This is a genomic window from Clostridium sp. AM43-3BH, from assembly GCF_003479985.1.
In the GTDB taxonomy this organism is placed as follows: domain Bacteria; phylum Bacillota; class Clostridia; order Lachnospirales; family Lachnospiraceae; genus Otoolea; species Otoolea fessa.
This window is the reverse complement of record NZ_QUIH01000001.1, coordinates 381,468-403,346: the sequence shown is the minus strand read 5'-3', so window position 1 is coordinate 403,346 and position 21,879 is coordinate 381,468. Positions and strand designations below refer to the sequence as shown.

20 protein-coding genes are annotated in these 21,879 nt (G+C 44.0%); 18 read left to right on the top strand and 2 right to left on the bottom strand.

The window, feature by feature from the left end; all coding sequences use genetic code 11:
* The first annotated feature begins 409 nt into the window (after positions 1–409).
* The 16 genes from DW931_RS01755 to fliB all read left to right on the top strand — a co-directional run bounded on the left by DW931_RS01755 (position 410) and on the right by fliB (position 16,098).
* Positions 410–727: a helix-turn-helix transcriptional regulator gene (locus tag DW931_RS01755; protein WP_106999901.1), complete on the top strand. Its 318-nt coding sequence runs from the start codon at positions 410–412 to the stop codon at positions 725–727.
* Positions 728–916: 189 nt separating this feature from the next.
* Positions 917–1,402, top strand: a complete 486-nt coding sequence (locus DW931_RS01750; RefSeq protein ID WP_147353607.1) for a hypothetical protein — start codon at positions 917–919, stop codon at positions 1,400–1,402.
* Between the two features lie 47 nt (positions 1,403–1,449).
* Positions 1,450–1,965 carry a hypothetical protein gene (locus DW931_RS01745; protein ID WP_106999899.1) on the top strand — a complete coding sequence of 172 codons (516 nt, stop codon included), beginning with the start codon at positions 1,450–1,452 and terminating at the stop codon, positions 1,963–1,965.
* A gap of 531 nt (positions 1,966–2,496) precedes the next feature.
* Entirely contained in the window at positions 2,497–2,748 is a 252-nt protein-coding gene (locus tag DW931_RS01740; protein ID WP_117795419.1) for a hypothetical protein, read from the top strand.
* A 382-nt stretch (positions 2,749–3,130) separates the two neighbouring features.
* Positions 3,131–4,444 (top strand): hypothetical protein, encoded by a 1,314-nt coding sequence (locus DW931_RS01735; RefSeq protein WP_117795417.1) that lies wholly within the window; start codon positions 3,131–3,133, stop codon positions 4,442–4,444.
* A gap of 1 nt (position 4,445) precedes the next feature.
* Positions 4,446–5,258, top strand: a complete 813-nt coding sequence (locus DW931_RS01730) for a DeoR/GlpR family DNA-binding transcription regulator (protein ID WP_106999897.1) — start codon at positions 4,446–4,448, stop codon at positions 5,256–5,258.
* On the top strand, positions 5,248–5,874 hold the full coding sequence (locus tag DW931_RS01725; protein ID WP_227589508.1) for a class II aldolase/adducin family protein: 627 nt from the start codon (positions 5,248–5,250) through the stop codon (positions 5,872–5,874). The genes DW931_RS01730 and DW931_RS01725 overlap by 11 nt, the downstream gene beginning before the upstream one ends.
* 1 nt (position 5,875) lies before the next feature.
* Positions 5,876–6,709 carry a purine-nucleoside phosphorylase gene (locus tag DW931_RS01720; RefSeq protein WP_118467702.1) on the top strand — a complete coding sequence of 278 codons (834 nt, stop codon included), beginning with the start codon at positions 5,876–5,878 and terminating at the stop codon, positions 6,707–6,709.
* Between the two features lie 31 nt (positions 6,710–6,740).
* On the top strand, positions 6,741–7,814 hold the full coding sequence (gene mtnA / locus DW931_RS01715; RefSeq protein ID WP_227589507.1) for an S-methyl-5-thioribose-1-phosphate isomerase: 1,074 nt from the start codon (positions 6,741–6,743) through the stop codon (positions 7,812–7,814).
* A gap of 13 nt (positions 7,815–7,827) precedes the next feature.
* Complete coding sequence (locus DW931_RS01710) at positions 7,828–9,000, top strand: BMP family ABC transporter substrate-binding protein (RefSeq protein WP_117795415.1); 1,173 nt, start codon at positions 7,828–7,830, stop codon at positions 8,998–9,000.
* Positions 9,001–9,032: 32 nt separating this feature from the next.
* Complete coding sequence (locus DW931_RS01705; protein WP_117795413.1) at positions 9,033–10,574, top strand: ABC transporter ATP-binding protein; 1,542 nt, start codon at positions 9,033–9,035, stop codon at positions 10,572–10,574.
* A complete protein-coding gene (locus DW931_RS01700; protein WP_117795411.1) occupies positions 10,561–11,709 on the top strand; it encodes an ABC transporter permease in 1,149 nt (382 codons plus the stop codon). Before DW931_RS01705 ends, DW931_RS01700 begins: the two co-directional genes overlap by 14 nt.
* On the top strand, positions 11,709–12,668 hold the full coding sequence (locus tag DW931_RS01695; RefSeq protein ID WP_106999892.1) for an ABC transporter permease: 960 nt from the start codon (positions 11,709–11,711) through the stop codon (positions 12,666–12,668). The genes DW931_RS01700 and DW931_RS01695 overlap by 1 nt, the downstream gene beginning before the upstream one ends.
* Positions 12,669–12,671: 3 nt before the next feature.
* Positions 12,672–13,946 (top strand): amidohydrolase, encoded by a 1,275-nt coding sequence (locus DW931_RS01690; RefSeq protein WP_118482375.1) that lies wholly within the window; start codon positions 12,672–12,674, stop codon positions 13,944–13,946.
* A gap of 314 nt (positions 13,947–14,260) precedes the next feature.
* Positions 14,261–14,956, top strand: a complete 696-nt coding sequence (locus DW931_RS01685) for a TMEM165/GDT1 family protein (protein WP_118467698.1) — start codon at positions 14,261–14,263, stop codon at positions 14,954–14,956.
* Complete coding sequence (gene fliB / locus DW931_RS01680) at positions 14,944–16,098, top strand: flagellin lysine-N-methylase (protein WP_118467697.1); 1,155 nt, start codon at positions 14,944–14,946, stop codon at positions 16,096–16,098. Before DW931_RS01685 ends, fliB begins: the two co-directional genes overlap by 13 nt.
* Before the next feature lie 180 nt (positions 16,099–16,278).
* On the opposite strand, the gene lexA is transcribed toward fliB, so the two are convergent.
* A complete protein-coding gene (gene lexA / locus DW931_RS01675; RefSeq protein ID WP_022359416.1) occupies positions 16,279–16,896 on the bottom strand; it encodes a transcriptional repressor LexA in 618 nt (205 codons plus the stop codon).
* 182 nt (positions 16,897–17,078) lie between these two features.
* Positions 17,079–17,993 carry a hypothetical protein gene (locus tag DW931_RS01670; RefSeq protein WP_118482374.1) on the bottom strand — a complete coding sequence of 305 codons (915 nt, stop codon included), beginning with the start codon at positions 17,991–17,993 and terminating at the stop codon, positions 17,079–17,081.
* Between the two features lie 977 nt (positions 17,994–18,970).
* Here DW931_RS01670 and DW931_RS01665 point away from each other — a divergent pair.
* Both DW931_RS01665 and DW931_RS01660 read left to right on the top strand, forming a co-directional pair.
* Positions 18,971–19,273 (top strand): LysM peptidoglycan-binding domain-containing protein, encoded by a 303-nt coding sequence (locus tag DW931_RS01665; protein WP_022359414.1) that lies wholly within the window; start codon positions 18,971–18,973, stop codon positions 19,271–19,273.
* A 183-nt stretch (positions 19,274–19,456) separates the two neighbouring features.
* The gene (locus DW931_RS01660; protein WP_118626844.1) at positions 19,457–21,706 is read left to right on the top strand and encodes an alpha-galactosidase; all 2,250 of its coding nucleotides are present in this window, start codon (positions 19,457–19,459) and stop codon (positions 21,704–21,706) included.
* Positions 21,707–21,879 lie beyond the last annotated feature (173 nt).

Sequence of the window (21,879 nt, the reverse complement as noted above, 5' to 3'; positions counted from 1 at the left end):
GGAAAAACCTGCAAATGGTTTTTCCCTTTTATCGCGAATAAGAGAGAAAAACTTGAAATCTGTGTTTTCCCATCTATCGCGAACAAGGCTGATAAAGTGTTTTCCTTTCAACTCAAAACTTACTTTTTAAAAGCGCTCCATTTTGTAAATTTCAAAAATAGTGAAATAAAACGAGTTACAAGGTTGGAATACGCTAATTGCAACGAACGCAATTTGTTTATTGAGAAGTGTTGTATCAAAGCAATAAGTATATATATTGATATTTTTTTAAAAGATCATATAATAGTGGTAGGAAAAACCCTACATTCCCTACTGCTATAGTATGATTGGTACTGGTGGGTCTGTCCTTTCCGTGGTAGAATATTTACGTTATCAAGAAACACGGTCCTGAATCATGGAGGTGCAAAGTATGGAACCAATGTATTTGTCAATCCAGCCGGAAGAGACAGGGGAACGCATAAGAAGACTGCTTTTGGAACAAGGGTATACGATTCGGGAAATCCAGGGAGCTTTCGGGTTTGAAAATCCGCAGGCCATTTACAAATGGCTGTCCGGTAAATCGTTACCCAGCATCGACAACTTCATTATTTTAAGTAGATTATTGCATACTACGATTGAAGATATCCTCGTCATTGACGGGGATATTCCTCGTTTATGGGGAATTTTAAACCGATGGTTGAATGACATCCGTTGCCGTATGATTTACAATCGGATCAGAAACAAATGATAGAGGAGAGGACGGTGAAACATGGAATCGGAACATAAATTTATGTTAAATGATATTCTGCGAAAGAAACGGAAAAGTAAGATGCGCAAACCGGAATATCCTGTTTTTCTTACTTACGGACCGATTCACGTTTTCCCCTTGGGATGGATAAAACGTTGGAAAGAAGATATCATCTGCATCTGTCAGAGATTGCGTTACGGATACTGCTACCGTGATGCCTGGGCGATTGACCAGTGGTTTCTTGTTATCATCCCCAATATGCTCAACGATCTACGTATCAACGGTCATGGATATCCGGGATCTTTCACAGGAACCGAAGAAGAGAATGTGCGGAAATGGAACCGGATCCTAGAACATATGGAATTTCTATTTCGGGAGGCAAACGAGGAAACCTGTCACCGGAAAAATCCATATGAAGAAGCATATGATCAGGCAAGAGAGGCTTTCACCCGGAAATACGGGATGTTTGGTGAAAAGCTGAAAACCGAAGAAGAAAAAGAGCAGGAAAAAGATAAAGGTTATTACTGTGTGCATACCATGTCCGATGTGCCGGAATACAAGGAAATATTGGACCAATGGTTTGCAGCGGAGAAGGAACTGGCAGCATACCGAGATCGGTGTATGAAAGAAGGAATGAAGCTTTTTACCAGATATCTCTGGGAGCTGTGGGACTGAGATCATTTTTATTTATATTGATAAGAACATTGTGGGAGGCGAAAATCATGCAGAAAATTACATCGGCTTATGCAAATAAGATGCTGAGAAGCCTAGAAGAAGACAAGGCATTCTGGGTAAACAAGGAATCGACATCCAGTACTTACGTGGCTGCGGTCAACGAGGAACCAGTCGTTCCGGAATATGATTACATGACTGTTGCGAATACGATTGATGAGATTGACAGGAAGATCCTTACTATCAAGCACACATTGAATCTGACCAATGCCACCGCAAAAGTGCAGGTCGGCGCTCAGGAAATGAGCATTGACGGCATCCTAATCCGGATGGCGCAGCTCAACAAGAGAAAGACGGTGCTTGACGATATGCGCAAGAGACTTCCAAAAACGCGAGTCTATGGCAACTCCTTCGGTTCTTCTGGTTCGGCACCGGAGTATAAGTATATCAACTACGATCCGGAACTGATCCGGCAGGAATATGACCGCATCTCCAATACGATCATGGAAATGCAGATTGCACTGGATCGTTATAATCAGACGGTGCTGTTTGAGGTGGATATCTAAGTAGAATTTCCGTACAGGGCATACTTCTAACAAAAAATTACGAGTGGTTACGGTTCATTGTCATCGCTTATCGGTTATTTGTTATCGGGTTATGTGTTTCGGTTCATGGAGACGGCTTTGGAAAAGCATATCATGCAGATTTTCAAATCACCCTGTAAAAAACCTGTGAGGGATCACGGTGCCAAGGTACGGTTTTCAGGCACAACGGCTGCGGAAGCAATTCCGTAGCCATTTTTCATGGTAAGAAGGATTTCGGTCTGAAAGAGTTCAAAACCTAACTCAAAACTTACTTTTTAAAATCGCTCCATTTTGGAAATTTCAAAAATAGTGTACTGAAGTGGGTTATAAACACGGAATGGATTGGGTCACAAGAATTCCAAAACCGGAATTATGATAAAGCGCTTTATGATTTCAGGCAGGAACGTCTGAGCGAAAATTTGACTCAAAACGTTATCCGCAGAAACCGCTAATTGGAAATTCGAATTCGATGATGATATAGTTGGGCAGAAAAAATCGAAAGGAGATCAGACTATGGGAAGACTTTACAAAATCAACCAGCCGTGTCCCAAGTGCCATGAGGAACATAATTGGTGGCATATTCAGCTGACGGATGAGGAACAGGCGAAGATGGACGCGTATGTGGCAGCCAGTGAGGGAAAATCATCCTTGGAGTTACTTCTGGGCGAGCCGGGAATTGTTGTTATGCGAAAGCTTAAGTGTTGTTGCTGCGGTCACGTATTTGAAGTGAAACAGTACATTATTCAAGGGTATATCAGCATATGAAGCATAAAACAACTTGTTTCTAATAGTAAATTCCAGTTTTGAAGAACTTTGCAAAACTAACGTCCATAAAAATCATGATATTTTGATTTGCCAGAATTTACTTTTGCAAGTGATTAGCTAAATCAGAACTTAAACTTGCAAACTGGAAGCTCGGATTCCAATTCAGCTCTCCTAGAAAGATCCCTTCGATTTTTCGGGGGATCTTTTTGTGACATAGAAAACCTCATCCTATGGTGAAAAAAACAAAACAAAAAACAGAAAAACAAAGAAAAAGAAAGATTAGTACTTGCTTTTCCTATAAAAGGTGCTTATAATGTATGTAAATAAATCAGCTGCTAGTTAGTAGCAAAACTAATAAATACATATAAGAGGAGAAGAAGAGATGAGAAAAAAACTTGCAGTAATGATGGCTGCTATGGCCGCAACCGCGATGGTAGGGGGCTGTGGTGCAAAGGATGCAGCACCGACCGGCGCAGAGACCAAACCGGCTGAGACTTCTGCTGCTCAGGAGACAGAAGCAGCTCAGGAAGAAACCAAAGAGGCTGATGCCCATGAGGCAGAATACCTGGCAGAGTTTTTCGATGTACAGATCAAAGAAGATCCGGACAGTGCTGCTTTTTCCGCTGACCTGAAAAAGGTAGCAGGAGATGAGGCACCGGCTGTCGAGGGGGACATGACCTGGTTTTCTGCTGTGAAAGCTGCTGTGGCTGCTGCTGATTATGAAGAGCTTGCTCTTAGCTATCCGGAAGATAAGATTAAAGATCGTCTTGAACAATATGGGGTAAAGATGGATGAGACGAATGAATATGCCAGATACGTTGCTGCTGCTCTGGATACCAGCCTCATCACTTCCGAAACTGCGAAAAAAGTCGTTGCAGAAGATGCCTTTACAGCTGAGGATGAAATCAGTCTTCTGATGGCAATTGCCAATGCAAATGGAGACGCAAGAAACTACCTTGGCATGTCAAATGATCCAGACATTTACGCGAAACTGGACCAGGCATGGAATTCCTTTATCTTATTTGATGACAGCAAACTGGCAGAGATCGGAAAAGAAGCTGTACAGAACAAGGTAACCACCGGATATGGATTAAAATCTGCTGCATACAGTGCCCGCTTTTTACCGGAACTGACCTTACAGTACGGTCATTCTGATATCAAACATGTACATCAGCTGATGGGGCTCCTGAACAGCGAGAATATCACAGCAAAGGTTCAGCTTGAGCCGAAGATTAGTATTTACCAGTATCTGCCGGAGTGGGGTCCGATCCCGGAGGCTACTCCAACCTACGAAGTAAAAGAATATGAAGATCTTGCACTGGTATATGCAGTAGAATATGACCTTGAGCTTGAGTTCGACAATCTTGAGGATATGAATCGTTTTGACGAAGTAATCAAGACGTACGCAAAGAAAAATGAAGGAAATGAAGAAGCAAAGGGCCTGATCTATGCATCCTGGTGGCAGCCGCTTTATTCTTCAACCAGAACAGATATGCCGGAGACTGATTATCATCAGATCTATGATTGCGTAATCACGAACGATACGTATTCCATTCATCCATTTACCTTACCGGAAGATAAAGATGAGGTTGTTGAAAAACTGACGGAAATCTCCGACGGCCTGGAAGTTGTACCGGTTGAACGCTTCTGCAATACCGCTTTCTATAATTACCTGGAAGGTGAGGACTATCAGTAATATGCATGCAATCGAACGTGCAGAATACATCTTGTCCATGCTGGAGAAGAATAAAGTAGTCATGGTGACGGATCTGAGCCGTGAAATGGGAGTTACGGAAGAAACGGTTCGAAAGGATCTGGAAAAACTGGAAAAACAGGAGAAATTAAACCGTGTTCACGGAGGTGCCTACTTAAACGAAGGTTTTGGCAATGAAACTCCCATCTCGGTTCGCAGCAAGGTGATGCAGGAAGAGAAAAAGCTTCTTGCATCTCTCTGCATGCAATGGATCCACGAAAAGAGTTCCATTTTTCTGGATTGCAGTACCACGGCTCTTCATATTGCGAAGCAATTAGCGGATTTTCCCGGCAAGCTGACCGTCATGACCAATTCTCTGGCAGTGGCAAAGGAGATTGATGCGAATCCGCAGATTCGTCTTATTTTATTTGGCGGTGAGCTGAATCGCGATCGGGAAGCGTTTGAAGGACAGACCGTACTGGAACAGATGAAAACCTGCTTTATCAATTATGCATTTGTCAGCAGTGCCGGCTGCAGTCTGGAGGCAGGTATTACAGATTCCACCCGTGAAGAAGCAGATATCCGTCGTCAGGTATTAAAGCAGGCGAAACATAAGATCCTGGTGGTGGACAATACGAAGATCGGACGCAACGAGGTGTATGTGATCGGAGAGTTGGAGCAGCTCAGTCAGGTGGTTGTGGATCATTCCATCCGAAAAACCAATCCGGACCTATGGGAATGGTTCCAGGCACATCAGATCCCTGTCCTGGAAGGGAAAGCGGAAAGAAAATCAAAAACCAAAGGAGATGAGCGATAAGATTATGACAGATTTGAAGGAACTGAAACAAAATGTGCTGATGACAGCGAAAAAGGCCCATGATGAAAAGTTGATGGCCGGAACAAGCGGCAATATCAGTGCTTACTTTCGTGAGAAGCAGTGGATCGTAATTACTCCCAGCTCCTATGATTACAGTTTGATGGCGGAAGAGGATATCGTAGTGATTGATCTGGATGGCAATCTGGTCGAAGGAAGACACAAGCCATCTTCCGAGTGGAAAATGCATGCTGAGATTTACCGTCACCTGTCCCATGCTAATGCGGTGGTGCATACACATTCTCCTTATGCAAGCAGTTTTGCGGTAAACCATCAGGAAATTCCAGTTGTACTGATTGAAATGATTCCTTTCTTAAAAGGGAAACTGGAGGTAAGTCCTTATGCACAGCAGGGAAGTGCAGAGGTTGGTCTGAATGCAGTTCCAATCCTGGAACGGAAAAATGCCTGTCTGATGGCCAATCACGGTGTCGTGGCTATCGGCGGAACATTACCGGAAGCATATACAAACAGTGTTTATGTGGAGGATGCTGCAAAGATCTATCATCTTGCACTCTGTTCAGGACATCCGGTTGTGATCAAAGAATACGAGGAGGTCTGATATGACAAAGGCGTATGAACGATTATTAAAATGCTATCAGTGCTTTAAAGACAAAATTAATTTTAAGCCGGAGGTGGCACTGGTGCTGGGATCCGGACTCGGTGATTATGCAGATACCATTCGGGTAGAAGCTGTTTTGGATTATCATGATATTGAGGGTTTTCCTGTGTCCACAGTCAGCGGACATAAGGGCAGATTTGTCTTTGGATACGTAGGAGATGTCCCGGTCGTAATCATGCAGGGACGTGTCCACTACTATGAAGGATATTCCATGGAGGATGTAGTTCTTCCCACCCGTCTCATGAAGATGATGGGGGCCCGGGCCTTGTTTCTGACCAATGCTTCCGGCAGTGTGAATTATGATTACAAAGCCGGTGATTTTATGATGATCACCGACCAGATCAGTAATTTTGTACCGTCTCCTCTCATCGGACCCAATGAGGAGATGCTGGGAGAGCGTTTCAGCGATATGTCTGAGATTTACCGTAAGGACCTTTGTGGGATCATCCGGGGTGCTGCTGCAGACCTTCAGATTCCGCTTCAGGAGGGAACCTATATCCAGCTGTCCGGTCCGAATTTTGAAACTCCCCATGAAGTAAAAATGTGCCGGATACTTGGAGGAGATGCAGTAGGAATGAGCACCGCATGCGAGGCCATAGCTGCCAATCATATGGGCATGAAGGTCTGCGGTATTTCCTGCATTTCCAATCTGGGATGCGGAATGACTGATCAGCCTTTGAGTGCGGAGGAAGTGAAGGAAACAGCTGACCGTGTTGCACCGTTATTTAAACAGCTGATTACGGAATCCATAGTTCGAATCGGTAAAATGATCTGAGTGATGAATAAAAAACAAAGGAGATGATAAAGTGGACAATCAGTCAGAAGCAATCAAAAATGTGTACTTGCATGAAGACGGCAAAGCTGTGACCATCATTGATCAGACTAAGCTTCCAACGGTTACCGAATACCTGACCCTTGGAACGGCGAAGGATCTGTATGATGCCATTTTTGAATTGAAAGTCCGGGGAGCACCGGCAATCGGAATTTGTGCGGCATTTGGAATGTATGTTCTGGCCGGAACGATTGAAACCGGGGATTACGATGAGTTTTTAAAGAAATTCAGAGAGTATAAGGATTATCTGAACTCTTCCCGTCCAACGGCAGTGAACCTGAGCTGGGCATTAAACCGCATGGAGCAGGTAGTGACAAGCCACAGCGATGCTTCTGTACCAGAGATTCTTGGATATCTGAAGAAAGAGTGCATGGATATTCAGGAAGAGGACTGCCAGATGTGCAGAGCGATTTCTGAATATGGTTTAAGCCTTATTAAGGACGGAGACGGAATTCTGACACATTGCAATGCCGGACCCTTAGCCACCTCCCGCTATGGAACTGCCTTAGGACCTCTCTTCCTTGGAAAAGAGCAGGGCATGAATTTCCATGTATTTGCAGATGAGACAAGGCCGCTTCTTCAGGGAGCAAGACTTACCTCATATGAGTTAGATCAGGCAGGAATCGATGTAACATTGATTTGTGATAACATGGCCAGCATTGTAATGAAAAACGGCTGGATCCAGGCCTGCTTCGTAGGCTGTGATCGTATCGCTGCCAACGGTGATGCGGCCAATAAGATTGGAACCAGTGGTGTTGCAATCCTTGCAAAACATTACGGAATTCCGTTCTATGTATTAGGACCGAGTTCAACCATCGATCTTGACTGTGCAACTGGCGATGATATCCAGATCGAACTTCGAAGTCCGGAAGAGATCAAAAGCAAATTTTATGAAAAACCGATGGCACCGGAGGGTGTCAAATGTTATAATCCGGCATTTGATGTAACCGATCACACGCTGATCGCCGGAATTGTAACGGAAAAAGGAATCTGTAGACCACCGTATACGGAGAGTCTTGCAAATATGTTTGGCAAAAACAAAAAATAGGAGGAAAAGATTGATGAAAAAATTATTTGGTATTGTAGCAGGTGTAGCAGTATCCGCAGCGTTAATGACAGGATGCGGTGGAAACAATAATACAGCCGAGACAAAGGAAAATACGGCTGAAACAGCAGCAGCTTCTGCTGAGAACGCTGATGGAGATTTAAAGATCGCCATCGTGACCAGCCCATCCGGTGTAGATGACGGCTCCTTTAACCAGGATAACTACAACGGTATCCTGAAATTTATCGAGTCTCATCCGGGAGCAACCGTAACTCCGGTTCGCGAGGAAACCGGTGATCCGGCTGCAGTTATTCAGGCAGTTGCTGATATCGTTGCAGACTACAATGTGATCGTATGCCCGGGCTTCCAATTCTCCGGAATCGGAACCATCGCAACCGATAACCCAGATGTAGATTTTATCCTTGTAGATACGAATCCGACCGATTCTGAGGGTAATGACATCGAATGTGATAATATTTATGCAATGACTTTCAAGGAGCAGGAAGGAGGTTTCTTCGCGGGAATGGCAGCTGCACTGGAGTCTGAAAGCAAAAAGGTAGCTGTAGTAACCGGTATTGCATACCCAAGCAATGTAAACTATCAGTACGGTTTTGAGAGTGGTGTCAATTACGCAAATGAGAAATATGATACCGGTGTTGAGATCGTAGAGATCCCATCTTACGCAGGCGTTGACGTTACCAATAAAAATGTAGGTGGAAACTATGTTGGAAGCTTTGCAGATGAAGCAACCGGTAAAGTTGTTGGAAAAGCTCTCATCGATGAGGGCTGTGATATTCTGTTCGTAGCTGCAGGCGGTTCTGGAAACGGTGTATTTACTGCTGCTAAAGAAGCTGGCAATGTAAAAGTAGTAGGCTGTGACGTAGACCAGTATGATGATGGTGCTAACGGTTCTGATAACATTATTCTGACTTCTGTACTGAAAGTTATGAGCATGAACGTAGAGAAACAATTAAATGCTATCGCAGACGGAGGTTTCCAGGGAGCAAACGCTCTGTTAGGTGCAGATTCTGATTCTGTTGGTTATGTAACAGAGGAAGGACGTCAAAGCATGTCTGAGGATACCGTGAAGAAGATGGACGAAGCATATGAACTTGTAAAAGATGGAACTATCGTTCCGGCAGCAAACTTTAACGGAATTGAGCCGGAAGATTTCCCAGGATTGAAATAATACGTTCTGTACCAGAAAATGAGGAGGCTTAAATGTCGGAATATATCATTGAAATGAAGCACATCACAAAACGTTTCCCAGGTATCGTGGCAAACGATGATGTGACGCTTCAAATTAAAAAAGGTGAGATCTTCGCACTGCTTGGCGAAAACGGTGCCGGAAAATCAACTTTGATGAGCATGATATTTGGTATGTATGAACCGGATGAAGGTGAGATCTTCATCCGGGGTAAGAAAGAACAGATTCATTCTCCAAGCTACGCAACAAAACTCAATATTGGTATGGTCCATCAGCATTTTAAGCTGGTACAGAATTACACGATTACAGAAAACATTATTCTGGGTTTAAAGAAGAAAGACAAACTGTTTGGAATCCTTCCCTATGTTGATTTAAAAAAAGCAGATCAGGAGATCGAGGCGCTTTCTAAGAAGTACGGTCTGGAAGTCAATCCGATCGATGTGATCGAAAATACAAGTGTATCGACACAGCAGCGTGTCGAGATCCTGAAAATGCTGTACCGGGAAGCTGAAATTCTGATCTTTGATGAGCCGACAGCAGTGCTGACGCCTCAGGAGATTGAATCCCTGCTGACGATCATCCGCAACCTCAGAGATGATGGAAAAACCATCATCCTGATCACCCATAAGCTGGAGGAAATCAAAAAAATTGCAGATAGATGTGCGATTTTAAACAGAGGAAAGCTCATCGATGTTCTAGATGTCGCCACGACCTCTACAAAGCAGATGGCCAATTTGATGGTTGGACGGGAAGTTTCTTTTGAAGTAGAGAAATCAGAGCCTCATTACCGGGAGACTGTGTTAGAGGTAAAGAATCTCACTGTAAAAAATCAGGATCATTTTGAAGTAGTAAAAAATGTATCCTTTTCTGTCCACGGCGGAGAAGTATTTGCCATTGCCGGAGTATCCGGCAATGGTCAAATTGAGATTGCAGATGCGATTGCAGGAGTTGAGAAGGCAGCTTCAGGTAGTATTCTTCTGAATGGAGTCGATATCACCAATTACTCCATCCGCAAACGAACCCTGGAAGGAATCTCTTATATTCCGGAGGATCGGCAGAGCTGCGGCCTGGTCATGGATTTTACCCTGGAGGAAAATCTGGGATTGAAAAACTACTTCCGAGAACCATTTTCCCATAAAGGTGTACTGGATAAAGCAGAATTTTCCCAGTACGGAAATGAACTGATTGACCGGTATGACATCCGGAGCAGTCAGGGAAACAAGACCATTGTCCGCTCCATGAGCGGCGGTAATCAGCAGAAGGCCATCATCGGAAGAGAGATTGAACTTCAGTCTCCTCTGATGATCTTTGTGCAGCCAACCAGAGGTCTGGATATCGGAGCCATCGAAAATATCCATAAGCAGATTATCCGACAGAGAGATGCAGGAAAGGCAATCCTGCTGATTTCGTTAGAGCTGGATGAGATCATGAATTGTGCAGATACCATCGGAGTAATATATAATGGAGAAATCCAGAAAATAGCAGCTGCAAAAACGCTTACATCAAATGAAGTGGGAGAATTTATGATGGGGGTGCACCAAAATGCTGAAAATTAAACACAGATTGAAAAAGATGCTTGTCAGACTCCTGGGAAATGAAAAATACCAGGGTATCACCATTCCCATGTCGGCCATTTTCTTAAGCCTTCTGGCTGGAGCTGTGATCATTCTTTCGCTTGGCAAGAATCCTCTGTCGGCCTATGGTAACCTTCTTCAGGGGGCTGGATTCCTCCCGAAACCGAGTTATGCCGGATATAAGAATATGCTGACCGACTTCACCAGTTATATGAATGCCTGGACTCCGATGCTTTTTGCGTCTCTGGCAGTAGCAGTCGGTATGTGTGCCGGACTCTTTAATATCGGTGTCTCCGGTCAGATGCTTACCTCTGGTTTTATCACAACTCTGGTGATCGGATATAGTTCCCTTCCGGCAGCGGTGGCTAAGCCATGCGTACTGATTGTCGGAGCAGTCGTTGGTGCACTCATCGGTGCACTTATTGGCTGGTTAAAATACAAATTTAATATCAATGAAGTCGTATCTTCGATCATGATAAACTATACGGCCCAGTATGTGATCAGCTTTTTCATCAACACGTACTATATCAATCCGGTTTCCAGGCAGTCCCAGGCCGTCTCGAAAGCATCCCGCCTGACTCTGATGGACACACCCGTCGGAAACTTGAAAATGGATATTCCCTTAGGAATCCTTCTTGCAGTTCTGACTGCAGTCCTGGTGAAGTTCGTGTTAGATCGCACCGTATTTGGCTATGAACTCAAATGCGTGGGACTTGGAAGAAAAGCGGCCATGTATGCAGGTGTCAATGTTGGCAAAAGCATGATCATGGCGATGATGTTCTCCGGTGCATTAGGAGGCCTGGCAGGAGTGACGTACTACCTGGGGTATTTTGGTTCGATTCAGCCCCGCGTCCTTCCAAGCACCGGTTTTGATGCCATCGCAGTGGCACTTCTTGCAGGAAACCATCCCATCGGCATCATATTTTCATCTCTTCTGATCACAGTGATCAGCAAGGGCAGTACCTACATGAATTCAGCATCCGGTCTGGAATCAGAGATCGCATCCGTTATCACCGGATTGATCCTGCTGTTTTCCGCCTGCGGTGTATATATCCGTTACAAAGTGAATCGAATGAAACAAGAGTTAAATGAAGAGACAGAAAGGGGGATCAGCTGATGGAACGAATCCTGATTGATGGTTTATCCTTTGCGATCCCGCTGTTCGTAATGGCAATCGGAGGGATCTACAGCGAAAAGAGCGGCGTGACGAATCTGGCTTTGGAGGGATTGCAGGGAATGGGGGCATTTATAGGCGCCTTTGTGGCCGTTCTGGCTGCAGGCTATTTTGGAAGCAATTCCCAGGTTCCTTATTATCTCGCAATTGTATGTGCCATGGCAGGTGGAATGCTGTATTCGCTCTTATATGGACTGTTATGTATCCGTCTGAAGGCAAATCAGATCATTGGCGGAGTCGTGATCAATATCCTGGCTATGTCACTGACTGCATTTTTTACAAAACTTTTAAACCGCCTTGTGTTCGGTGCAGCTTCGGAAAAATTTGTTCTGGGTGTGTCTGCACGGTTTACAATTCCGCTGCTCTCCGGCATCCCAGTAATTGGAGCCGCATTTAAAGATGTCTATCCATTTGAGATCCTGATCCTTCTGATCGCAGTTGTTGCCTGGTATGTGCTGTATAAAACGCGTTATGGCATGAATCTTCGTGCCTGTGGAGATAATCCTCACGCAGTAGACGCAGCAGGAGAGAATGTTACCCGGATCCGTCTGATTGCAGTCCTTGTATCCGGTGCTCTGTCCGGTCTGGCTGGAATCAGCTTTGCTTATTCCATTTCAGCGAACTTTTCTTCCAACATCTATGTGGGATACGGATATCTGGCGATTGCAGCCATGATATTCGGAAACTGGAAGATCCTTCCTACACTTGGATCCTGCCTGCTGTTTGGTTTTGCCCGATCCGGAGGCTATTATCTTGTCCAGAAGATGCAGATGCCCAGCAGTTACTCGGATCTTGCCATGACGCTGCCTTATATCGTTACAATGCTGCTTTTGATTTTCTTCTCAAAATACAATCGTGCTCCTCGTGCACTTGGAGAGATTTACGACAAAGGAAAGAGGTAGAACATGAATATTCGTTTTTATAATGCCCAGATTCTTCCGATGAATGGAAATATGGATATCATCCACGGAGAGGTATGGGTCGAAGGGAACACTATTACATATGTAGGTCCTCATAAGGAATGCGGCAATGTGTGGGACCGTGAGATCGATGCAGAAAAAAATCTCATCATGCCGGGCTTTAAAAATGCACATACGCACACAGCCATGACGTTTCTTCGATCCTATGCGGATGATATGCCGCTGCAGGACTGGCTGACAAAGCAGATCTTCCCGATGGAAGCAAAATTACAGCCGGATGATATCTACTGGCTCTCCAAACTGGGAATCATGGAATACCTGACCAGCGGTATTACCTCCTGCTTTGATATGTATCTGAATACAGAAATGATGGCTAAAGCATCGGTAGAATGTGGATTCCGGAGTGTACTCGTCAGCGGAATCAATGATTTTTCCTCTTCATTGGAGGAAGTGGAGGCAGATTTTAATACCTACAACCAATATGATGAGCTGATCAGGTATTGTCTGGGATTTCATGCAGAATACACTTGTTCCGAAGAACTCTTAAAAAAGATTGCCGAGCTGTCACAGCGCTACAAGGCTCCTGTATTTGCTCATATGTCAGAAACAGAACGGGAAGTGGCAGAGTGTGTACAGCGCCATGGAACTACACCTGCAGCTTATCTGGATTCCTTGGGCTTATTTGAACATGGGGGCGGTGGATATCATTGCATTTGGTTTACCGATGAGGAAATAGAACTCTTCCGCAGGAAAGGACTGACAGCGGTAACCAATCCTGGATCCAACACAAAACTTGCAAGCGGCATCGCCAACACTACGGCATTTTTGAAACACGGAGTCAATATGGCCATCGGCACAGATGGACCAGCCAGCAACAACTGCCTGGATATGTTCCGGGAAATGTTTTTAGTGACGGGACTGGGAAAACTTCATGATCGGGATGCATCTGCAGTACCAGCAGAAGAAGTTCTGAAAATGGCAGTAACCGGCGGTGCAAAAGCAATGGGACTGACAGACTGCGACTGCCTTGCAGAAAGCAAAAAGGCGGATCTGATTATGATCGATCTGAACCAGCCGAATATGCAACCTATCAACAACCCGATGAAAAACCTGGTATACAGCGGAAGCAAACAGAATGTGAAGATGACCATGATCAACGGCAAGATCCTCTATGAAAACCAGAAATTCTTCATTGGGGTGGAGCCAAAGGAAGTTTACAAAAAGGCAAATGAGATCATAACCCGAATGAGACAATCGTAGGTAAAAGCGTTAAATTCCGTTGACAACACATTCTTTATTTGATACTATTTATCAAGTAAATTCAATATTCCATGAGGGAGTAGTTAGCGCGAAAGTGTGGTTTGTCAACATTCTGATTATAGCAACTGTATAATCTGGCAAATCTTAAATAATGAGACTCATGTATATCGATGGACGACAGTTTTTGTATCATGCATAGCTGTCAGTTGATATACATGAGTTTTTCTTTTGTGCATTGATGCAAAAAAGGGAGGACATCATAATCGACAGTGAGCGGTGAGGGAACATGCATTACATCTAGGAGGAAATGAAAAATGATGCTGTTTTTTAAAGTGTTTTTTACAGAATTTATCGCAGAGATGGGCGATAAAACCCAGCTTATGCTGATTGCTCTCACTTCAAAATATAAGTTGAGAGATATTATACTAGGAACTGCGGCGGCGATTCTTGTTCTGAATGGTCTTGCGGTTCTGGCGGGCGGACTTGTCAGTGAATTTATTCCTGACTGGCTTATTAAGATGATTGCAGCACTTGCATTTCTGTATTTCGCCGCATCGACTCTTGCCGGTGATGATGAAGAAGAAGAGGATGAGGGCGGTAAATCAAAGATTCAGTTTGCACCCTTAGCTGTTTTTTGTACATTTTTTGTGGCAGAACTGGGAGATAAGACTCAGCTTACAGCCATCACGTTCGGAGCCAATGAAGGCATGAAATCAGCCTTTGTTGTATGGATTGGGTGCTCTCTGGGACTTTTTGCAGCGGATATTCTCGGAATGCTGGTTGGATATCTTTTAAAGAGCAAAACTCCCGATGGGCTGCTGAATACACTGGCATTTGTTATTTTTTCCATATTTGGTGCTTTCACACTTCATCAGGGACTGAACATGATGAACGCAAGAGTCTGTCCGATTCCGGTATGGCCGGTATGGATTGCTGCGGCTGTTATTTTTACTGCCTTATGTGCCTGGATCTATATAAAAAGAAAGAAGGAAAATAAATGCGATATTTAAAACCACATTATTATGATAAATTTGTCTGTACAGCAGGAGATTGTCCGGATAGCTGCTGTGCCGGATGGCAGATCATGATTGATGAAACCTCTCTGGAGCGATATGGAAATGAAAAGAGCGAGTTCGGAACGCGATTACGCAATTCTATTGACTGGGATGAAGAATGTTTTTACCAGAACAATCGGCGCTGTGCATTTTTAAATGAAGAAAATCTCTGCGATCTTTATAAAGCACTGGGACCAGATTCTCTTTGTGATACCTGTCGAATGTACCCGAGACATACGGAAGAATACGAGGGACTTCGGGAATTATCTCTTTCCCTGTCCTGTCCGGAGGCGGCTAGAATCATTCTTTCCTGTAAAGAACCGGTCCGTTTTCTGGAAGAAGAGGACGATTTGGAGGACGATTTTGAAGAATTCGATTTTATGATGTTTTCCCAGTTGGAAGATACAAGAGATGTTCTGTTTTCGATTTTACAGGATCGATCCCTTCCTCTGACACTCCGAATGTCGGCATCCGAACAGCTGACAGAACAATATCAGATCCGGGTGGAAGAGCAGAAGGAATATGAAATTGATGAACTTCTGCGAAGCTGTGAAGCTCTTCATCAGAGAAAAAAACTCCAGGAATTTGTATCAGAAAGTCTTGCTGAAAAAGGCATTGATGCAGCATCTCTCCATCGGTGGGCACGCCAGATAGAAGAATTGCAAGTACTACGCGGTCTGGAACGCCTGCGTCCGGAATGGGATGATGTGCTGGATGGTGCTGAAAAGTGGCTGTATCAGGGAAGTGAGGAAACCTATCATAAAATTTGCGAAGAATTTCATAAGGCATATGGAAGCTTAGGAAGTCACAAAGAAGAATGGGAAAATCTGGGCGAGCAGCTTTTAATGTTTTTTGTCTATACCTATTTTTGCGGGGCTGTCTACGACGATATGGTCTGTTCCAAGATGGAACTGGCATTGTTCTCTGTCCGCTGGATACAGGAATTTCTGATGGTCCGATGGCTGGAAAATGGAAAGAAACTTTCCATGAAGGATGTGGAAGAAATCTCCTGGAGATATGCCCGGGAAGTAGAACATTCCGATGATAACTTAAATGCACTGGAAGACTGGCTTTTTGAGCGGTATGCACCGGTTTAATCACCGAAAGAAGCATATTGCAAAAATGAATCATACGAACAAAAAAGCTCTATTCTATAAAATTGAGCGTACCGTATCTCCGGACGTCAACGAATAGAGCTTTTGAGTTAAATTTTGTCACATAATGCTTCTGCCATTTTCAGATAATACATGAAAGGTAAGCGACAGCAAACCAATGTGTTACCGCATAAGGCGCAACAGGCCGATTACTTTCCCAAGAATCTGTACTTTATCCACAATAATCGGATCCATGGTTGCATTCTCCGGCTGGAGACGATAGTGACCGTTCTCCTTGAAGAAACGCTTAACGGTAGCTGAATCATCGATGAGTGCAACCACGATCTCGCCATTCTCTGCGACACTGGTCTGTTCCACGATAACACGATCTCCGTCATAGATGCCCACATCGATCATACTATTGCCGCGGACCTTCAGCATAAAAGTTTCGCTGTTCGGAAGCAGTTCTGCCGGAATCGGGAAATAGTTCTCCACATTCTCATCAGCCAGAATCGGCGCACCGGCTGCTACAGTACCGATAAGGGGTACATTCACCAGTTCGCGGCGGGACAGGTTAAAGGTGTCATCAACGATCTCGATGGCTCTCGGTTTTGTCGGATCCCGGTGAATATATCCGTTCTTCTCAAGCTGTTCCAGATGAGAGTGGACAGAAGAGGTAGACTTAAGCTGTACCTTTTCACAAATTTCACGTACCGTCGGCGGATAACCTTTCTTTAAAATGCATGCTTTAATAAATTCCAAGATCTCTTTCTGTTTATCTGTAATACGTCCCTGTGCCATATAGATTCCTCCTGTCGATGAAGTATATAAAATGTTTTTAATATCGGATATACAGTGATTCTGGCAGGATACAAGTCGAACGCCCACCTGATGGGACCAGCAGCTGAATCACTGAAAGGTCTGGCCTATAGTAAGCCCTTATTATATTATATATAGTAACATATGTTCGGGCAAAATGCAAACTATTGTTCGTCTTTATCAATGTTTTCTTTTTTAAGCTGTTCTCTTGCCTGCTCAAGCAGCACTTCCAAACGGGCATTTTCTTTGTCTGCCTGACGAAGGAGTTCCTGCATTTCCCGTTCTTTTTTGAATAGTGCGCGCTCCATCGTAAGCTCCCCCTGGGCTTTGCATTGCTGAAGACCCATATCAGCATCTGCTTTTTGTTTTGATAATTCCTGGGTAAGTCCTGTGAGTTTCTGCTGTAGTTCTTTATTTTCAGTTTCAAGTGCCAGAATCCGATCGGATGCATGCTGATAGGACTCTGACTTTACCTCCTGTTCCTTCTGAGAGTGAGAGAGAGCAAGTACCGTATCATGAAGCTCCTGTTTGCATTGTAAAAGCTCATTCTTAAGCATTTCTTCTGATTCTTTTGATCGTTCATTTTCCTTCAGCTGATTTTGTGCCTCTTCTAGTTTCTCCTTCAGCATCTGGTTGATCTGCTCCTGGTCAGCAGCACCTTTTCTGAGCGATTCTAGCTGTTCGGTGAGTGTCTGTTCCTGCTTGGTCAGCAAAGCGGACTCCGCATCCATTTTTTTCTTTTCTGCTTGAAGTTGTTCTACTTTTTTCTGTAACTCTGTGAGGCGCAGTTCTTTTCTCTGGAGTTCAGAAGAGAACTCCTCCCGTGCTCTGGCTTCTGCATTCTGGTTCAATTCCAAGCTATACAGATATGCGGAGGTGATGGACTTAACCATGGTTTCAAACTCCTCAATCTCGACACTTCTCCCCGGGATTGAGGATTTGGCTTGATTTAACTCAAACACCTGCATCACATGATCAAAGCCCTGGGCCTGGTTCATTCCTTTTTGTTCGCAAAATGCACGGAAAGCATCCGCTGTATCGGAATCGATTCGAAAGTTTGCCTGTTTAATTTCTCCCATATTCTATATTCTCCAATCTATTTTTTTGTAACTGTTTATGCAACTATTCAGTAGGTCTGCGCATTTACTGCGCTGACCGTACGAAAACATGGGTCAGCAGGCAAAAATCCCATTGCCGTAGGTAATTTTTAATGGATTTTTGCGTGTGACTGTGAAGGTACTGAACAGTTACCTGTTTGTTTAATACCCTGACATTCTTGCTGCGAGATGGTAACTGTTCATACTCATGTAGACAGTTACGCGAGATAATACTCTGCTTATCAAACTGATTTCAAAGAAGTGCTTTGCAAAGATCATGCGCCAAGTCTTATAACGTTCGATTTAAACTGAAATTTCAAATTGCGTCATACTTTATTTTATGTATATAGATTATCATGAAACCACAATGGCGTCAATCTGATTCTGTGGTATGTTATATATATGTTATACATGATTATTGTTATACATAGATTATGATTTTGATAGTAAAAATAGGAATGAAACTATCAACTATTCGTGAAAGGATGCTTTCGCGAATAGTTTTGTTGACTTTTATAGCCATATTTTCCAGAAATAGCAGCGCAGTTTTGTGCAATATGTATGATTTCCTATAAAAATCTATATACCTAAAGTATTTAGATTTTTATAGGAAGCAGGTGTCTGCTGCTTACGAGCAAAGCCACCTTTTCTTACGGCACTTTTGAAACCGAAAGTACCGTAAGAAAAGGTGGTGGCAATAGAAATTTGCCGTATTTAAATGCGAAGCCACGGCAAATTTCGTTACTGGGCACGTATGCGTGAACAGTAACAAGTTGAGAACAAATGTTTGTTTTTTCTTTCAAAACCATTGACAAACATTTGTTCGTATCGTATAATGTAGCCATACAGAACAAATGTTCCTAACATTTTTATAATATTCAAATCTCTTCTCATTCTTTAAGAACGGATTTGAATACAAAAAGACGATTCCAACAAAACACGAGAGGAGAAGATTGCAAATGTATACGTTGAAAAAAGGTGTTATGGTTTTAGCTGTTGTTTTCATCATGCTGCTTTCGGGCTTTTTTGGACGGAGTCTGATGTATGTGATGGCTGAGGAAGAAGCAGATACTAGACCGGAAAAGTACTATACCAGTATTCATCTGAAAGATGGAGATACGCTCTGGAGCATTGCTCAGACATATTGTGCAGATTCGGAGGAGTCAGTTGAAGAGTATGTACGGGAGCTGCGCCAGATGAACAGTCTTTCGGATGACCATATTGACGCAGGGCATTACCTGACCATTCGTTATTATAAATAAATCGTTACCGTTCACATACACGTACACACAACCGATAACAGAGACAGAATCAAATTTATAGAATTTTCCATATTCCTGTCCGTAGTCTGTTCATTTAATCTATTTTCTGGTAGAATAAAGTTTAGCAAGCAGTCTATATCTGATTAAATGACAAGCGACAGAAGAACAGGAGGAAATAAGGATATGAGTATTGTATATCACGAATCATCGAAGATATTTCATTTATATAACCAGACCATCAGCTATATCATGATGGTTCTTCCAAACGGACATATGGGACAGCTGTATTATGGGAAAAAGATTCGTGACAAGGAAGATTTCTCATACCTTCTTGAATTAGCTCCCAGAGACATGGCATCTTATCTCTATGAAAACGATCGCACCTTTTCACTTGGACATATTAAGCTGGAGTACGGTACTTACGGAAGCGGTGATTACCGTCATCCGGCAGTAGAGATTCTCCAGAATGATGGAAGTACCTATTCAGATTTTCAATTTACTGGATATCAGGTTACATCCGGAAAGCCAAAACTGCCAGGACTTCCCGCTACTTATACTGAACAGGACGGGGAAGCTGAAACTCTTATTATTACGTTAAAAGATACCCATACTAATCTGGAGCTGCATCTTTTATATACAATATTTGTCGAGGGCGGTGTCATTGCCCGAAGTGCTTCTATTTCCAATCAGGGAGACATTTCTGTACAGGTTCAGACCGCGATGAGTCTTTGCCTGGATCTTCCTGACCACGATTATGAGTGGATGCAGTTTTCTGGGGCATGGGCGAGAGAGCGCGCACTCCACACACGCAGGCTTGAGTATGGCATTCAGGCGATTGACAGCACCCGGGGACATTCTTCCCATGAGCAGAATCCGTTCATTATTTTAAAACGCCCTTCGGCTGACGAATTTCAGGGAGAAGCCATTGGCTGCAGCTTGATTTACAGCGGTAATTTTCTGGCTCAGGCAGAAGTGGAGTCACATGGAACCACCCGTCTTATGATAGGAATTAATCCGTTTGGCTTTAGCTGGGAGCTGAACCCTGGTGAAACCTTCCAGACTCCGGAGGCAGTGCTTGTTTACTCCTCTCAGGGACTTAACGACATGAGCCAGACTTTTCACCGGCTGTATCGGCGCCGACTGGCAAGGGGGTACTGGCGTGATCGCGAGCGCCCAATCTTGATCAATAACTGGGAGGCAACTTACTTCAATTTTACCGAAGAAAAACTTCTACAGCTGGCTTCCAGAGCGCAGAAATGCGGCATAGAGCTGTTTGTTTTAGATGACGGCTGGTTTGGTGCCAGAAGCAGCTCAAAAGCCGGACTGGGCGACTGGGAGGCAAACCGTGACCGTTTGCCAAACGGTCTTTCCGGACTGGCACAGAAGATAGAAGCGCTCGGTATGAAGTTTGGTCTCTGGATCGAACCGGAGATGGTAAATGCCGATTCCGATTTATTCCGCACGCATCCTGATTGGATCCTCCAGGTTCCAGGGCGAACGCCTTGTCACGGACGTTACCAGTATGTATTGGATTTTTCCAGGCAGGAGATCCTTGATTACATCTATGAAAAGATTGTATCGATTCTGGAAGGCGCCTCCATTTCCTATATTAAGTGGGATATGAACCGAAGTCTCAGTGATGTATGGAGCAGAGGAGTTTCCGCCAGACAGCAGGGAGAAGTATTTCACCGCTACATTCTGGGTGTTTATCAGATGTATGAGCGGCTGACAACACGCTTTCCGGACATTCTGTTCGAATCGTGCGCCAGCGGCGGAGCGCGTTTTGATGCAGGTATGCTGTATTATGCACCGCAGGGATGGATCAGTGATGATACAGATGCGATTGAACGCCTGCGGATTCAATACGGCACTTCCTATGGTTACCCGATCAGCTCGATGGGATCCCATGTATCTGCTTCTCCGAACCATCAGCTTCATCGTCAGACACCGCTTTGGACACGTGCCAATACCGCGTTCTTCGGAACTTTCGGCTATGAACTGGATCTGGCACAGCTCGGAGAAGATGATCTATCTGAATTAAAAATTCAGACCGCCTTTATGAAACAGCACCGGTCCCTGATTCAGTATGGTACTTTTTACAGACTTTCCAGTCCGTTTGAAAACAATATCACTGCATGGATGGCGGTCAGTGAAGACCGCACAGAAGCCCTGGTCGGCTGGTACCGGACACTGAATGTCGCCAATGGTCCGTTTACGCGGCTGTATTTACAGGGACTGGAAGAATCCGATCTTTACAATGTCACGGAATATACAGAAGGACATGAAAGTGCCGTAAGCACCCACTATGGTGACGAACTGATGAATTTAGGACTGATTACCAGTGACGCCTCTTCCGGACAGTATATGGATGGTAGAAGAGAGAGCTGCGACTTTGATTCTCGCCTGTTTTATGTACAAAAGCATGCTGAATAATAAATAAGATAAAAGCATTAAAAAGGGATTCTCCCGAAGCTGGTTTTCAAAGAAGAATCCCTGTAACTGTTCAGTAGGTCTGCGCATTTACTGCGCTGACCGTACGAAAACATGGGTCAGCAGGCAAAAACCCCATTGCCGTAGGCAATTTTTAATGGATTTTTGCGCGTGAC